Consider the following 15,827-nt stretch of genomic DNA (forward strand, 5'->3'; position numbering starts at 1 on the left):
GAAGAATTGGCTTCTGGCGGCAGGCGATTTGCTTTAGGATGGCCCTTTGCGCCTCTTTTACGGCTCGGACGGCAAATTTACTCAGGTTTCGCCTATATACCTACTTTGGGTATGTTGTCGAAAGCCTGATAATACCCGATAATATGCGGGTTTTATTTTTTAGGCAGAGTAATGACCGAATTCGCATTGTTATTCGTTAGCGCCCTTCTGGTGAACAATTTCGTCCTGGTGAAGTTTCTGGGGCTGTGTCCGTTTATGGGCGTTTCCAAACGGTTGGAGACGGCCGTAGGCATGGGTCTGGCCACCACCTTCGTGATGACGCTCGGCTCCATGTTCTCATGGATCGTCAACGAATTCGTCCTGGTGCCGCTCGATATCCTTTACCTGCGCACCATGGCGTTCATTCTGGTGCTGGCCGTGGTGGTGCAGTTTTCCGAACTGGTGGTGCGCAAAACCAGCCCGGAGCTTTACCGCCTGCTGGGTATTTTTCTGCCGCTGATCACCACCAACTGCGCCGTGCTGGGGGTGGTATTGCTCAACGTCAATATGGCGCACGGTTTTCTGCAATCAACCGTATACGGCTTCGGCGCCGCGGCCGGTTTTTCTTTGGTGATGGTGCTGTTTGCCGCCATCCGCGAACGGCTGACCGTTTCTGACGTTCCCGCCCCGTTCCGCGGCTCTTCCATCGCCCTGATTACCGCCGGGCTGATGTCGCTGGCCTTTATGGGCTTTACCGGCCTGGTGAAATTCTGATGACGGCTATCTGGATCGCCGTTGCGGCACTCAGTTCGCTGGCGCTGTTTTTCGGCGTCGTCCTCGGCTACGCGTCGCGCCGCTTTCAGGTGGATGAAGATCCGGTGGTGGAACAGGTTGAAGCCATGCTGCCGCAAAGCCAGTGCGGCCAGTGCGGCTACCCCGGCTGCCGGCCCTATGCCGAAGCGGTTTCCCTGAACGGCGAAAAAATCAATAAATGCGTGCCCGGCGGCGAAGCGATGATGCTGAAACTGGCCGAGAAGCTGAATATCGATCCCCAGCCGCTCGACGGCGACGGCAGCGTGCTGAAGCCGCAACGAAAAGTGGCCTGGATTGACGAAAGCAACTGTATCGGCTGCACCAAATGCATTCAGGCTTGCCCGGTGGACGCCATTGTCGGCAGTACCAAAGCGGTGCATACCGTGGTCAGCGATCTGTGCACCGGCTGCGATCTGTGCGTCTCACCTTGCCCTACAGACTGCATTGAACTGCGGCCCGTTGCCCCGACACCCGAAAACTGGAAATGGGATCTCAATACTATTCCGGTACGCGTTATTCAAGTAGAACACCATGCTTAAGCTGTTTGCCTCCCTGAGAAAAGACAGGATCTGGGACTTCAACGGCGGAATTCATCCGCCGGAAATGAAAACGCAGTCCAGTCAGGTTCCGCTGCGCGCCATACCGCTGGCGGAGCAGTTTATTATTCCGCTCAAACAACATCTCGGGCCGGAAGGCGAGCTGTGCGTGCAGGTTGGCGACCGGGTGCTGCGCGGCCAGCAACTCACCCGGGGAAAAGGCCGGACGCTGCCCGTCCATGCGCCGACGTCGGGCACGGTAAGCGCCATTCGTCAGCATATGACGGCGCATCCGTCCGCGCTGCCGGAGTTAAGCGTGATCCTTAGCGCCGATGGCGAAGACCGCTGGTGTGAGCGCCATTCCTTGAGCGATTATCGCCAACGCTCCGCGGCTGCCCTGCTCGCCCACCTGCATCAGGCCGGGATTGCCGGCCTGGGCGGCGCGGGGTTTCCTACTGCGGCCAAATTGCAGGGCGGCATGCGCGGCATCGAAAACCTGATTATCAATGCCGCGGAGTGTGAGCCCTATATCACCGCGGACGATCGTTTGATGCAGGAGCATGCGGATGAAATCGTTCAGGGCATCGATATTCTGGCTTATCTGCTGCAACCGCAGCGCATCCTGCTGGGCATCGAGGATAACAAACCCGAGGCCATTGCGGCGCTGCGCCGGGCGCTGCGCTCGCGTGGCGATATCCTGTTGCGCGTTATCCCGACCAAATACCCTTCCGGGGGCGCCAAACAGCTCACCAAGATTCTGACGGGCAAGGAAGTCCCCTTTGGCAAACACTCCGCGACGATTGGCGTACTGATGCAGAACGTCGGCACCGTCTTTGCCATCAAGCGCGCCGTTATCGACGGCGAACCGCTTACCGAGCGGGTGGTGACGCTGACCGGCGAAGCATTGCGCCGGCCGGGAAACGTCTGGGCGCGCCTGGGCACCCCGGTACGTCATTTGCTGAACCACGCCGGATTCCACGTCACTCATCGGCCGATGGTGGTGATGGGAGGTCCGTTGATGGGATTTACGCTGCCCTCGCTGGATGTGCCGGTGGTTAAAATCAGCAACTGTATTCTTGCGCCGTCGGAGGCGGAAATCGAACCGACGGCCAAAGAGCAGTCCTGTATCCGCTGCAGCAAATGCGCCGATGCCTGTCCGGCGGGATTATTGCCGCAGCAGCTGTACTGGTTCAGCCGCGGGCAGGAACATGAAAAAGCGCGCGATCATCATCTGTTCGACTGTATCGAATGCGGCGCCTGCGCCTATGTTTGCCCCAGCAACATCCCGCTGGTGCAGTATTACCGCCAGGAAAAGGCGGAAATCCGCGCGAGTGATGAGGAAGCGCGGCGCGCAGCGCAAGCCAAGATTCGTTTTGAGGCCAAACAGGCGCGGCTTGAACGTGAAAAACTGGCGCGCGAGCAGCGGCATAAGCAGGCCGCCGCCGGCGTGACCAACAGCGACAAGCAGGCCGTTCAGGCCGCGCTGGAAAGAATACGCAATAAGCAGTCGGCGGAACAAGCCCCCGCCCAATCGGTTATCGAGATCGTGCCCGACCAGCAGCCGGATAACAGCGCGGTGATTGCCGCCCGCGCCGCCCGCAAGACACAGGCGCAAGCCAATCAGGCTGCCTCCTCAGAGGCAGCCGACCCGCGCAAAGCCGCCGTCGCCGCAGCCATCGAGCGGGTGAAAGCCCGCAAGGCCGCCCAGCAGGCACAGGCCAACGGCGCACCGCCGCCCGAAACAACAGACGACGCAGCAGAGCCGGTCGACCCGCGCAAAGCCGCCGTCGCCGCGGCCATCGAACGAGTGAAAGCCCGCAAGGCCGCCCAGCAGGCGCAGGCCAACGGCGCACCGCCGCCCGAAACAACAGACGACGCAGCAGTTGAGCCGGTCGACCCGCGCAAAGCCGCCGTCGCCGCGGCCATCGAACGAGTGAAAGCCCGCAAGGCCGCCCAGCAGGCACAGGCCAACGGCGCACCGCCGCCCGAAACAACAGACGACGCAGCAGTTGAGCCGGTCGACCCGCGTAAAGCCGCCGTCGCCGCGGCCATCGAACGGGTGAAAGCCCGCAAGGCCGCCCAGCAGGCGCAGGCCAACGGCGCACCGCCGCCCGAAACAACAGACGACGCAGCAGAGCCGGTCGACCCGCGCAAAGCCGCCGTCGCCGCAGCCATCGAACGGGTAAAAGCCCGCAAGGCCGCGCAAGCTTTATCGAAGTCTCAAGAGGAATAAATGGCTTTCAAGATCGCGAGTTCACCGTTTACGCATAATCAGCAGCGCACTCAGCGCATTATGCTGCTGGTGATCATTGCCTGTATTCCCGGCATGCTGGCCCAGTATTATTTTTTTGGTTACGGCAATCTGATTCAGGTACTGCTGGCGGCGGCCACCGCCCTGGTTAGCGAGTCAGTGACATTGTCACTTAGGAAGTTTAACGTTCGCACCACGCTGGCCGACAATTCGGCGTTACTGACGGCCATTCTGCTCGGCATCAGTCTGCCGCCGCTGGCGCCCTGGTGGATGGTGGTTATGGGTACCGCGTTCGCCATCGTCATCGCCAAGCAGCTCTACGGCGGCCTGGGCCAGAATCCGTTTAATCCGGCGATGATTGGCTATGTGGTACTGCTGATCTCCTTTCCGGTGCAGATGACTAGTTGGTTGCCCCCCGCGCCGCTGCAAAGCTTTCCGCTCGGCTTCCATGATACGCTGCTGACCATTTTTAGCGAGCATACGCCGGCGGGATATACGGTGTCACAGCTGATGCAAACGGTTGACGGCGTCAGCCAGGCGACCCCGCTGGATACGTTTAAAACCGCGTTGCGTTCGGGCCATTCACCCGAGGATATTTTTCGGCAGCCGCTATTTTCCGCTACCGTGGCCGGGATGGGCTGGCAGTGGGTTAACCTCGGTTTTCTGCTTGGCGGGCTGTTCCTGCTGCAACGGGGAACCATCCGCTGGCATATCCCGGTCAGCTTTTTGCTGACGCTGACGCTATGCGCCTCGCTGGGCTGGATACTGTCGCCGGAAAAATGCGCGCCGCCGCTGCTGCACCTGCTTTCCGGCGCCACCATGCTGGGGGCGTTTTTTATCGCCACCGACCCGGTTACCGCCTCCACCACCAATCGAGGCCGGCTGATTTTTGGCGCGTTGATCGGCCTGCTGGTCTGGCTAATCAGAACCTACGGCGGTTATCCTGATGGCGTCGCCTTTGCGGTACTGCTGGCGAATATCACCGTGCCGCTGATTGATTATTACACCAAGCCGCGCGCTTACGGTCATCATCGCTAAGGAGTTATCATGTTCGCTACGATGCGCCGCCATGCGACCACGCTGGCCATTTTCGCCGCCGGCACCACCGCGCTTACCGCCGTGGTCAACAGCCTGACCGCGCCGACCATCGCACAGCAGACGGCATTGCAGCAAAAGAGGCTGTTGGATCAAGTGGTTCCCGCCGAGTTATATAATAACGACATGCAGCGGGAATGTTACATTGTCACTGATTCGGCCCTTGGTACCGCCTCCGCCCAGCGGGTTTTCATTGCCCGCAAAGACGGTGCGCCCGTCGCGGCGGCGGTGGAAAGTATTGCCCCGGACGGCTATTCCGGCGCCATCTACTTACTGGTCGGCGCCGATTTCAACGGCAACGTGCTGGGCGCCCGCGTTACCGAACATCACGAAACGCCGGGATTGGGTGATAAGATTGAGGTGCGCATTTCAGACTGGATTACGCGCTTTAGCGGCCAAAGCGTGCAAAATAGCCATGATGCCCGTTGGGCGGTGAAAAAAGAGGGCGGCGCGTTCGATCAGTTTACCGGCGCCACCATTACGCCGCGCGCCGTGATCAACAGCGTAAAACGCAGCACGCTGTACCTGAAAACGCTGCCTGCGCAGCTTAATTCCCTGCCCGAATGTGGAGAGAATCAATGAGTGAAGCCAAACATCTGCTGATCCAGGGATTGTGGAAAAACAACTCGGCGCTGGTGCAGTTGCTCGGACTGTGCCCGCTGCTGGCGGTCTCCTCGACCGCCACCAACGCCCTGGGGTTGGGACTGGCGACGACGCTGGTGCTGGTTCTCACCAACGTCGCCGTTTCCGCGCTGCGGCGCTGGGCGCCGGCTGAAATCCGTATTCCGATTTACGTCATGCTGATCGCCGCGGTGGTCAGTACGGTACAAATGCTGATCAATGCATACGCCTACGGGCTGTACCAGTCGCTGGGCATCTTTATTCCGCTCATCGCCACCAACTGTATCGTTATCGGCCGCGCGGAGGCTTTCGCGGCTAAAAATCCGGTGGGGATTTCGGCGGTGGACGGTCTGGGTATGGGGCTGGGAGCCACCAGCGCCTTGTTTGTCTTAGGCGCCCTGCGCGAGGTTCTCGGCAACGGCACCTTGTTCGACGGCGCCGATTTGCTGCTGGGTGACTGGGCCAAAGCGTTGCGCATCGAGGTGATGCATCTGGAGTCGCCGTTCCTGCTCGCCATGCTTCCTCCCGGCGCCTTTATCGGACTGGGGCTGCTGCTGGCGGCCAAATATCTGATTGATGAAAAAATGAAACAGCGCAAGGTTAACGCGGCGACAGAGGTTAAAGCCGCATCGACGGGAGTAATCAGGGAAACGTTATGAATAAACTCAAACGGATTGAGATTTTAAGCCGGCTGCGCGCCAATAATCCCCACCCCACGACGGAGCTGAAATTCGCCACGCCGTTTGAACTGCTGATTGCGGTTTTGCTTTCCGCGCAGGCGACCGACGTCAGCGTCAATAAAGCGACCGCCAGGCTCTACCCCGTAGCGAACACCCCGGAGGCCATGCTGGCGCTGGGGGTTGACGGCGTAAAGGCCTATATTAAGACCATCGGCCTGTTTAACGGTAAAGCCGAAAATGTGATTAAGACCTGCCGCATACTGATAGAACGGCACCACGGCCAGGTGCCGGAAGATCGCGCGGCGCTGGAAGCCTTGCCCGGCGTGGGCCGCAAAACCGCCAATGTGGTGCTCAATACCGCGTTCGGCTGGCCGACCATCGCCGTGGATACGCATATTTTCCGCGTCTGTAACCGCACCGGCTTCGCGCCGGGCAAAAACGTCGAACAGGTTGAAGAAAAGCTGCTTAAGGTGGTGCCGGCCGAATTCAAGGTTGATTGCCACCACTGGCTGATCCTGCACGGACGATACACCTGTATTGCCCGTAAGCCGCGCTGCGGCTCCTGCCTGATCGAAGATCTGTGCGAATACAAAGATAAGGTTTACGCCTGAGTAAATGCCCGCCTGAGCGGGCATGACACTCCGGCTGCCGGTTACTTCACCGGCAGCGCGATATCTTTAAACATCGCTTCGATTTCGTCATTGGAACGCAGCGCCACCGCGCTATCCACCACGTCGCGCGTCAGGTGCGGCGCGAATCGCTGAATAAAGTCATACATATAACTGCGCAGGAAGGTGCTGCGGCGGAAGCCGATTTTGGTGGTGCTGTAGCTAAAAATACCGTTCGCGTTAATGGTCACCAGATCCGTTTCTATCTGCGGATCCACCGCCATATTGGCGATCACCCCGACCCCCAGCCCCAGACGAACGTAGGTTTTAATCACGTCGGCGTCCGTAGCGGTAAACACGATGCGCGGCGTCAGCCCGGCGCGGTTAAAGGCCGTATCCAGCTCCGAACGCCCGGTAAAGCCGAAGGTGTAGGTCACTATCGGATAAGCGGCCAGCTCTTCAATGGTGATATCGGTCTTAGAGGCCAGCGGATGGTCCGGCTTCACCACCACGGCGCGATTCCAGTGGTAACACGGCAGCATGATTAAATCATCATAGAGGTGCAGCGCCTCGGTGGCGATGGCGAAATCCGCCGTTCCCTTGGCCACGGCTTCCGCTATCTGCGTCGGCGACCCCTGATGCATATGCAGCGATACCCGGGGGTAACGTTCGATAAATCCTTTAATCACGGCGGGTAACGCATAGCGCGCCTGGGTATGGGTGGTGGCGACATACAGCGAGCCTTTGTCCGGGTATGTGTGCTCCCCGGCGACGGCCTTGATGGCGTCAACTTTTGACAGGACTTCACGCGCAATACGAATGACTTCCTGTCCGGCCGGGGTCACCTGCGTCAGATGCTTGCCGCTGCGGGCAAAGATCTGAATCCCCAGCTCATCCTCTAACATTCTGACCTGTTTGCTGATCCCAGGTTGAGAGGTGTACAACCCTTCCGCGGTAGAAGAAACATTCAGGTTGTGATTAACAACTTCAACAATATAACGAAGCTGTTGCAGTTTCATAATTTATCCCATTATTAATTGAATTATGCGCACGGCATCCAAAATTCTGACGATGTTCCCTTTTCTGAAATATGCTGTTGCACCGTTGTCGTCTGGTGCATATTTTCATCAATTAATGTCATTTAATCATAAAAATAGTTTTTATATAACCACCATCGGATGGTGTTGCGCAAGAAAGCGTCGGTTCAGGAAAATTATCACCGATGGCGCAAGAAGCCAACACGCCGCCACGCGCAAGAATAGAGGGTATCGCAGCGGATGATTATCCTCTCGGATAAATCGCGCTCTCCTTACCCAGATCAAAAAAGCCAGCCTAAAAAGGCTGGCTTGGTACGCAATAAGCGGCTAAGGCGTGACTATTTCTTGCCTTCCACCCACTTGCCGTCGATATAGAACGCCGACCATCCGGTCGCTTTGCCCTCTTTTTCCGAGGAGACATATTGCTGTTTGGTCTTACGGCTAAAGCGCACCACCGTCTTGTTGCCGTCTTTATCGGCAACCGGCGCATCCGCCAGGTAACGCAGTTTCTCCGGCAGGCGATCTTTAAAGCGTTTCAGCTCTTCTACCAGCGGCGCGCGCGTCTCGCGGGATTTCGGGAACGTATTGGCCGCCAGAAAAACGCCGGCCGCACCGTCACGCAACACGAAATAGGCATCGGACTTTTCACACGGCAGCTCCGGCAACGGAACCGGATCTTCTTTCGGCGGCGCCACTTCGCCGTTGCGCAGAATTTTGCGCGTGTTGCTGCAGGCGTCGTTGGTGCAGGCCATATATTTACCAAACCGGCCCATTTTCATATGCATTTCCGCACCGCATTTTTCGCACTCCACCACCGGGCCGTCATAGCCTTTGATGCGGAACTCGCCGGCTTCGATTTCGTAGCCGTCGCACACCGGGTTATTGCCGCAGACGTGCAGCTTGCGTTGATTATCAATCAGGTAGCTGTCCATCGCCGTGCCGCATTTGCCACAGCGCCGCCGGGCGCGCAGCGCATTGGTTTCGGCCTCATCCCCTTCCAGCACGTTAAGCACTTCCGCTTCCGGGATCAGGTTGATGGTGGTTTTGCAACGCTCTTTCGGCGGCAGCGCGTAACCCGAACAGCCGAGGAACACCCCGGTACTGGCGGTACGGATACCCATTTTGCGTCCGCAGGTCGGGCAGTCGATGCTGGTCAGAACCATCTGGTTGGGGCGCATACCGCCTTTTTCAGGATCCTGCTCCGCCGTTTCCAACTGCTGGCTGAACTCGGCGAAAAACGCGTCCAGCACCGCTTTCCACTGCGCCTGATTATTCGCCACCTGATCCAGGCTGCTTTCCATGCGCGCGGTGAAATCGTAGCTCATCAGTTCACGGAAGTTCTCTTCCAGACGGTCGGTGACGATCTCGCCCATTTTTTCCGCATAGAAGCGACGATTCTCCACCCGAACGTAGCCGCGATCCTGAATGGTCGAAATAATCGAGGCGTAGGTGGATGGCCGGCCGATGCCGCGTTTTTCCAGCTCCTTGACCAGCGACGCATCGCTGTAGCGGGCGGGCGGCTTGGTAAAATGCTGCCCCGGCAACAGCTTCTGCAGCGCCAGTCGCTCGCCGACGGCGACGGTCGGCAGCGTGCGATCTTCATCATTCTTGCGCAGCGCCGGCATCACTTTCGTCCAGCCGTCAAAACGCAGGGTGCGCCCTTTGGCGCGCAGTTGATAACCCGCCGCCTCAACAATCAGCGTGGTGGAATCGTATTGCGCCGGCGTCATCTGACAGGCCACAAACTGCCGCCAGATCAGTTGATACAGCTTCTGCGCATCCGCTTCCATATCCTTAAGATGCTCGGCAAGCACTTTCACATCGGAAGGACGGATGGCTTCGTGCGCTTCCTGCGAATTCTCTTTGCTACTGTAGTGATTGGCGGCGTCCGGCAGATAGCGTTTACCGAATTCATCGCCGATATAGCCGCGCACCATGCTCAGCGCATCCTGGCTAAGGTTGGTCGAGTCGGTACGCATATAGGTGATGTGGCCCGCTTCATACAGCCGTTGCGCCATCATCATGGTTTTTTTCACCCCGAAGCCCAAACGGGTGCTCGCGGCCTGTTGCAGCGTGGAGGTAATAAACGGCGCCCCCGGCTTGCTGCTGGTGGGTTTGTCTTCCCGCTCCGCCACCGCATAATCAGCCTTTTCCAACAGGCTGACGGCGGCTTGGGTCTGGGTTTTATTGACCGGCTTGAACGGCTTGCCGTTATAATGCGTGACCTGCATCTGCAGTTGGGTGTCGCTGCCCGCCAGTAGCTCGGCGTGCAGCTCCCAGTACTCTTCCGGCACAAAGGCCTTGATTTCACGCTCGCGGTCGACCACCAGCCGCACCGCCACCGATTGCACCCGTCCGGCGGATAACCCGCGGGCAATCTTTTTCCACAGCAGCGGCGAAACCATATAGCCCACCACCCGATCCATAAACCGGCGGGCCTGCTGCGCGTTAACGCGGTCGATATTCAGCTTGTCCGGATTCTCAAACGCCTGGCGGATCGCATTCTTGGTGATTTCGTTAAACACCACGCGGCTGAAACGCTTATCGTCGCCGCCGATGATTTCCCGCAGGTGCCAGGCAATGGCTTCCCCTTCGCGGTCAAGGTCGGTCGCCAGATAGATATGACTGGCGTTTTCCGCCAGCGTTTTCAGTTCGGAAACCACTTTTTCCTTACCGGGCAGAATTTCGTAATCGGCTTTCCAGCCGTGATAGGGATCGACGCCCATGCGGTTCACCAGCGCGGACTTCTCATCCTTTTTGACGGCTTTTTTGGTTTTGTCTTTGGTTGAGTCCGCGCTCTTTTTACTGGCTGAGCCACTGGTCGGCAGATCGCGCACATGACCGACGCTGGATTTAACCACGTAGTCATTGCCTAAATACTTATTGATCGTTTTGGCTTTTGCCGGGGACTCAACTATAACGAGAGCTTTACCCATATGTACTATTACCTGCTGGATTCTTCTGAAAATCAGATATCTTTTGGAGGCACCCGCCGCAGTGACAAGGGCGGATACTCGATTAATTATCGGTTACGGCGCCGTTCGCTTATCCGTTACAGGTGAGCGTTTCCACCCAAATAATCTTCCGTAACCCGCATGTTCGGTCTGAATAGTAACGCCTTTATTGCAACAACGGATAAACACGGACTGCTTTGACGTAAAGAATTTATTCCACTGACCGCGCAAAATCCCACACTCTACCTGATAAATGTCGTCACGCAACTTAATTAGCATGGAAAAGCGGTTTTAGCCACCCGACGGTGAACTCAGTATCGGCAGGCAAGTGACTAAAACTTAGTGCATTTGTGATAAAATCCGCCGCAGAAGCACCATTTTGGATAGCGTTCGAACCGTTATGGCGTCCTCTTTTCCATAACCTGGACGCAGGCCCGATACACGCGCTATCGCTTTAAAAGCGACCTGGGAGTAGGTAATAAATGTCCGATGAAATGCAGTTTAGCGTAGAAAAATCACCTATCGACCGCCAGACCCTGCTGGCCGAAGCCAATGCCATTATCAAGAGTCATGACGACTATCTGCACGGCATGGCGGCCGATGATGTCGAGCAGAAAAACGGCGTGCTGGTTTTCCGCGGCGAATTTTTTCTCGATGAAAACGGTTTGCCGACGTTAAAAACCACCGCCGTGTTCAATATGTTCAAGCATCTGGCGCATGTGCTGTCGGAAAAATACTATCTGGTCGATTAACGACGGCGCCCGCGATAACCCGCGGGCGCCGGACGGTAACATTATGCGGCCGCCTTGATTACAACAGCGGATTATTGCCGCGCTGCCACCAGCGCAGCATCAGCCGTTCAAGGGTGTCGCCGCTGCTGCCGGTCAGCCGATCCAGCAGGCGCTTACGCCGCGTGTAGCGCACGCTAAGCACTTCGTGATTGGCCATTTCGGCGATCAGCAGATCGTCGCTGGTGCCGATCGCGTCAACCAGCCCCAGATCTTTGGCCTGCGTACCAAACCAGTGCTCGCCGGTCGCCACCGCGTCAATATCCAGCGAGGGGCGCATCTGATGAACAAACTGCTTGAACAGGCCGTGGGTAACATTTAAGTCTTCGCGGAATTTCTCCCGTCCCTGCTCGGTATTTTCACCGAACAGCGTCAAGGTACGTTTAAACTCCCCGGCGGTGTGCAGCTCAACGTCGATATCCTTGTTTTTCAGCAAACGGTTGAAGTTGGGGATCTGGGCGACCACGCCGATTGACCCGACCACGGCGAAGGGCGCGGCGACAATACGGTCGGCGACGCAGGCCATCATATACCCGCCGCTTGCCGCCACTTTATCCACCGCCACCGTCAGGCGAATGCCGCCCTGGCGCAGCCGTTGCAGTTGCGAAGCGGCCAGACCGTAGCCATGAACCACCCCGCCCGGACTTTCGAGGCGCAACAACACCTCATCCTGCGGCTTGGCCACCGCCAACACCGCCGAGACCTCCTCGCGCAGCGAACTCACTTCGCCGGCGTCCATGCTGCCGTTGAAATCCAGCACGTACAGGCAGGGTTTGGCGCTTTTTTCCTCGCCGCGCCTGGCGCGCCGTTTTTCTTGTTTGGCCCTGGCTTTTTCTTTCTTCTTTTCTTGTTTGGACAACAGCTTGCGCTCAGCGTCGCCCAGGTACGCCATGCGCATCTCCCGCTGCATATCGCGGTACTGCTCGCCCAGGTTAACCACCTGTAATTCGCCTTTGCGCTGACGTTTACGCTGTGTCGCACCGACGGCCAAAATCACCAGCGCCGCAATAAATACGACGATGGTGAGCACTTTAGCCAGGAATAAACCGTACAGAGAAAGTAATTCCACAAATACCGCCCTCATTGACTGAGTATTAATATCATCTTGATTATGCTAACCAACCTGGTGGCCGGCATCATACGCCAAACCTTTAAGCTAGCGTAAGACAGGCAATATGGCGATGTTATTCACCCTATCGCGCCGCTTTCCGCTGCTTTTTAACGCAACCGCGCCAAGAAATGGCGCCAGTCTCATTGAAAATACCGGCTATTTAAGGCATAAAACCCGTCAACTCATCCTATTTATCGGATGCCTTTTCAGCCAGATGCCGTGGCTGCGCGTTAACGATTCGCTTTACCAAAGGTATCCGCTCCGTCTGTAAGAGGAATTACCCTTGTACTACACGCCTCAAAACGACCTGCTGCAACAGAAAATCATCCTGGTCACCGGCGCCGGTGACGGCATCGGTCGTGAAGCCGCGCTTACCTACGCCCGCTTCGGCGCCCGCCTTATTCTGCTGGGCCGTACCGAAAGTAAACTTCAGGCGGTTAAGCAACGAATTCAGGAAGAAAACGGCGCGCAAGCGCACATTATCGTCTGCGATATGTTAACGACCAATTCGGCGCGGTTCTTTCAGCTAGCCGATGAGTTGGCCCAGGTGACGCCCCGTCTGGACGGCGTACTGCACAACGCCGGGCTGCTGGGGGAGATTGCGCCGATGGCGCGGCAATCGGCGGATATCTGGCACGATGTAATGCAGGTGAACGTCAACGCCACCTTTATGCTGACCCAGGCGTTGCTGCCTCTGCTGCTGAAATCCCCCGGCGCGTCGCTGGTGTTCACCAGTTCCAGCGTGGGCCGCCAGGGGCGCGCCGACTGGGGCGCCTACGCGGTATCGAAATTCGCCACCGAGGGCATGATGCAGGTATTGGCGGACGAGTACCGCCAGCAGAATCTGCGGGTAAACTGCATCAATCCCGGCGGGACGCGCACCGGCATGCGCGCAGCGGCATTTCCCGATGAAGACCCGGAGAAACTGAAGACCCCTGCGGATATCATGCCGCTCTACCTTTATCTGATGGGCGACGACAGCCGCCGTAAAACCGGTATGAGTTTCGATGCGCAGCCGGGCAGAAAATCAGGCCCGGCCGAATAGTCAGGAGAAAATGCGGCATGAGTGATGAACGTCACCAACAACGTCAGCAACGTATAAAAGAAAGGGTCGATGCCCGCATCGCCGCCGCCAGCGAAATACGCGGCATCCTGATGATTTTCACCGGCAATGGCAAAGGGAAAACCACCGCGGCTTTTGGCACCGTTACCCGCGCCGTGGGGCATGATTTACGGGCCGGGGTTATCCAGTTCATCAAAGGCGAGTGGCCGAACGGCGAAAAAAACCTGCTGCAAAAACACGGGGTGGAATTTCAGGTTATGGCTACCGGCTTTACCTGGGAAACGCAGAATCGCCACACCGATACCGACGCCGCGCACAAGGTTTGGCAGCACGGCAAACGCATGCTGGCCGACCCGCAGTTGGATCTGGTGGTGCTGGATGAACTGACCTATATGATCAGCTACGGCTACCTGGAACTGGAAGAGGTGGTGAACGCCCTGCGCCATCGCCCGGCGGGACAAACGGTCATTATCACCGGGCGGGGATGTCATCGCGATTTGCTGGAGATGGCGGACACCGTCACCGAGATGCGGCCGGTAAAACACGCCTTTGAGGCCGGCATCAAGGCGCAGCAGGGGATCGATTGGTAACGAACCAGGCGGTTGCCGGCGAACCGTCGCCCTGTTCCCCTCCCGGCCTTACCCTTGCCCTGTCTCTTAGTCACATATACTGTTAACGGTATATGTGAGTTCAGCGCTATTTCGTGCGCTAGAAGGCCGTCATTTCTCTGCTATATCGCAGCACGCGCCCGACGCAGGGTGGTTCAAGCGCCACCACCCTCCGGACCCGGGCTGTGGCTGAAATCACGTCGCTGACGCGATGCCTTCGGCGGTCGCCCCCTTTCCCGAACCGCCAGTGACGGAATACTCGTCTCATCCCTGAGACTCGCCCTACCGGGCCAGCGCAAGCGCTGTTCAAAAACGCTCCCGGCGTTTTTGTCCGACGCGGCACTGGCTTGCGCCGCTTCCCTGCGGCGCATTCGCGGGGTCGTCCACCTCAGCGTGATTTCTTACGCCGACGAAAAGCAAAAAACAAAGAACCAAGAATGAACCCAAGACCAGAATACACATGGCCGCTAAAGATTCCTTGGATTTGTGTATAAGAGACAGCCCTTGCCAGGGGGAGGAGCCTGACTCCCTCCCCTGCGAAGGAGAGGGTTGGGATGGGGTCATAATGACGGCTGGTGGAATTTCTTAAGATTGACCGCTACGCTTCGGCTTGGGCGAGGCGCGCCGCGTCGGCGCCACCTGGCTGTGGCGTTTTACCGCCCGGCGGATCTGATTGGCTTTCACCCGCCGGCGCTCGCGTTCGACCGGCAGCTTGGTCTCCGTTTCCGGCGGCAACTGCACCAGCGCGCGCAGATAGTTCACCTTCTCCAGCGCCATCTCCGACCAGCCGCCGCGCGGCAGGCCTTTCGGCAACTGGATATCGCCGTAGCGTACGCGAATCAGGCGGCTGACCTGCACGCCGACCGCTTCCCACAGACGGCGCACCTCGCGGTTGCGCCCTTCCGTCAGCGTAACGTTATACCATTGATTCAGCCCTTCGCCGCCTTGATAACGAATGGTGCGGAAAGAGGCCGGGCCGTCTTCCAACTGCACGCCTTTACTCAGTTGTTTAATCTTCTCATCGTTGATTTCACCGAACACCCGCACGGCATATTCGCGTTCCACTTCATGGCTGGGGTGCATCAGGCGATTCGCCAGCTCGCCGTCGGTGGTGAACAGCAGCAGCCCTGAGGTATTTACGTCCAGACGGCCCACGGCCACCCAGCGCGAACCCTGTATCTTGGGCAAACGGTCAAATACCGTCGGGCGACCGTCGGGATCGCTGCGCGTACACAGTTCCCCTTCCGGCTTATAGTAGATAAGCACGCGGCACACGGTCTCTTCGGTTTCTTTCACGGAAACCACATGGCCGTCAATGCGGATTTTGGTGGCTTTGGTCACTTCGACGCGGTCGCCCAGCGTGGCGATTTTTCCATCAATGCTGACGCGACCGGCCTGAATGATACCTTCTATTTCACGGCGCGAACCATGACCGGCGCGCGCCAATACTTTCTGTAACTTTTCGCTCATTGAGCAACCTCTGAGTGCCGCCTTCACAGGCGTCATGTTATTCTTCAAGAACAACGGGTTATAACAAAAAATCAACCTAACCCGTTGATATAGAAATATTTACCGATAAACGGCATGGTAAGCAAATATGTCACGCGCAATACCGCGCGGGCGGACATACTACACGAATTTTAGAATAAATGGTCATCTAGTTTAATAGCGGCGCGCGGGAAA

14 protein-coding genes are annotated in these 15,827 nt (G+C 57.7%); 10 read left to right on the plus strand and 4 right to left on the minus strand.

What is annotated here, in order from left to right:
- Positions 1 to 171 precede the first annotated feature (171 nt).
- The 7 genes from rsxA to nth are packed head-to-tail and all read left to right on the plus strand — an operon-like array spanning position 172 to position 6,586.
- The gene (gene rsxA / locus EH206_RS10750) at positions 172 to 753 is read left to right on the plus strand and encodes an electron transport complex subunit RsxA (RefSeq protein ID WP_009112791.1); all 582 of its coding nucleotides are present in this window, start codon (positions 172 to 174) and stop codon (positions 751 to 753) included.
- On the plus strand, positions 753 to 1,331 hold the full coding sequence (gene rsxB, locus EH206_RS10755; RefSeq protein WP_009112792.1) for an electron transport complex subunit RsxB: 579 nt from the start codon (positions 753 to 755) through the stop codon (positions 1,329 to 1,331). Before rsxA ends, rsxB begins: the two co-directional genes overlap by 1 nt.
- Positions 1,324 to 3,561 (plus strand): electron transport complex subunit RsxC, encoded by a 2,238-nt coding sequence (rsxC, locus tag EH206_RS10760; RefSeq protein WP_137739232.1) that lies wholly within the window; start codon positions 1,324 to 1,326, stop codon positions 3,559 to 3,561. Before rsxB ends, rsxC begins: the two co-directional genes overlap by 8 nt.
- Complete coding sequence (gene rsxD / locus EH206_RS10765) at positions 3,562 to 4,617, plus strand: electron transport complex subunit RsxD (protein WP_009112794.1); 1,056 nt, start codon at positions 3,562 to 3,564, stop codon at positions 4,615 to 4,617.
- A gap of 9 nt (positions 4,618 to 4,626) precedes the next feature.
- Positions 4,627 to 5,256 carry an electron transport complex subunit RsxG gene (rsxG, locus tag EH206_RS10770; RefSeq protein ID WP_009112795.1) on the plus strand — a complete coding sequence of 210 codons (630 nt, stop codon included), beginning with the start codon at positions 4,627 to 4,629 and terminating at the stop codon, positions 5,254 to 5,256.
- Positions 5,253 to 5,954 (plus strand): electron transport complex subunit E, encoded by a 702-nt coding sequence (locus tag EH206_RS10775; RefSeq protein WP_009112796.1) that lies wholly within the window; start codon positions 5,253 to 5,255, stop codon positions 5,952 to 5,954. The genes rsxG and EH206_RS10775 overlap by 4 nt, the downstream gene beginning before the upstream one ends.
- Positions 5,951 to 6,586, plus strand: coding sequence for an endonuclease III (gene nth / locus EH206_RS10780; RefSeq protein ID WP_009112797.1), 636 nt, complete (start codon positions 5,951 to 5,953; stop codon positions 6,584 to 6,586). The genes EH206_RS10775 and nth overlap by 4 nt, the downstream gene beginning before the upstream one ends.
- 41 nt (positions 6,587 to 6,627) lie before the next feature.
- On the opposite strand, the gene cysB is transcribed toward nth, so the two are convergent.
- Positions 6,628 to 7,602, minus strand: a complete 975-nt coding sequence (cysB, locus tag EH206_RS10785; protein WP_009112798.1) for an HTH-type transcriptional regulator CysB — start codon at positions 7,600 to 7,602, stop codon at positions 6,628 to 6,630.
- A 356-nt stretch (positions 7,603 to 7,958) separates the two neighbouring features.
- Positions 7,959 to 10,556, minus strand: coding sequence for a type I DNA topoisomerase (gene topA / locus EH206_RS10790; protein WP_009112799.1), 2,598 nt, complete (start codon positions 10,554 to 10,556; stop codon positions 7,959 to 7,961).
- A 500-nt stretch (positions 10,557 to 11,056) separates the two neighbouring features.
- On the opposite strand from topA, the gene EH206_RS10795 reads away from it, so the two are divergent.
- A complete protein-coding gene (locus tag EH206_RS10795; protein ID WP_009112800.1) occupies positions 11,057 to 11,326 on the plus strand; it encodes a YciN family protein in 270 nt (89 codons plus the stop codon).
- Positions 11,327 to 11,384: 58 nt separating this feature from the next.
- On the opposite strand, the gene sohB is transcribed toward EH206_RS10795, so the two are convergent.
- Entirely contained in the window at positions 11,385 to 12,431 is a 1,047-nt protein-coding gene (gene sohB / locus EH206_RS10800) for a protease SohB (protein WP_009112801.1), read from the minus strand.
- Between the two features lie 325 nt (positions 12,432 to 12,756).
- On the opposite strand from sohB, the gene EH206_RS10805 reads away from it, so the two are divergent.
- A complete protein-coding gene (locus tag EH206_RS10805) occupies positions 12,757 to 13,518 on the plus strand; it encodes a YciK family oxidoreductase (protein ID WP_009112802.1) in 762 nt (253 codons plus the stop codon).
- A gap of 17 nt (positions 13,519 to 13,535) precedes the next feature.
- Entirely contained in the window at positions 13,536 to 14,126 is a 591-nt protein-coding gene (cobO, locus tag EH206_RS10810) for a cob(I)yrinic acid a,c-diamide adenosyltransferase (protein WP_009112803.1), read from the plus strand.
- A 603-nt stretch (positions 14,127 to 14,729) separates the two neighbouring features.
- On the opposite strand, the gene rluB is transcribed toward cobO, so the two are convergent.
- On the minus strand, positions 14,730 to 15,614 hold the full coding sequence (gene rluB, locus EH206_RS10820) for a 23S rRNA pseudouridine(2605) synthase RluB (protein ID WP_009112804.1): 885 nt from the start codon (positions 15,612 to 15,614) through the stop codon (positions 14,730 to 14,732).
- Between the last annotated feature and the right edge of the window lie 213 nt (positions 15,615 to 15,827).

The organism is Brenneria nigrifluens DSM 30175 = ATCC 13028 (assembly GCF_005484965.1).
Classification (GTDB): Bacteria; Pseudomonadota; Gammaproteobacteria; order Enterobacterales; family Enterobacteriaceae; genus Brenneria; species Brenneria nigrifluens.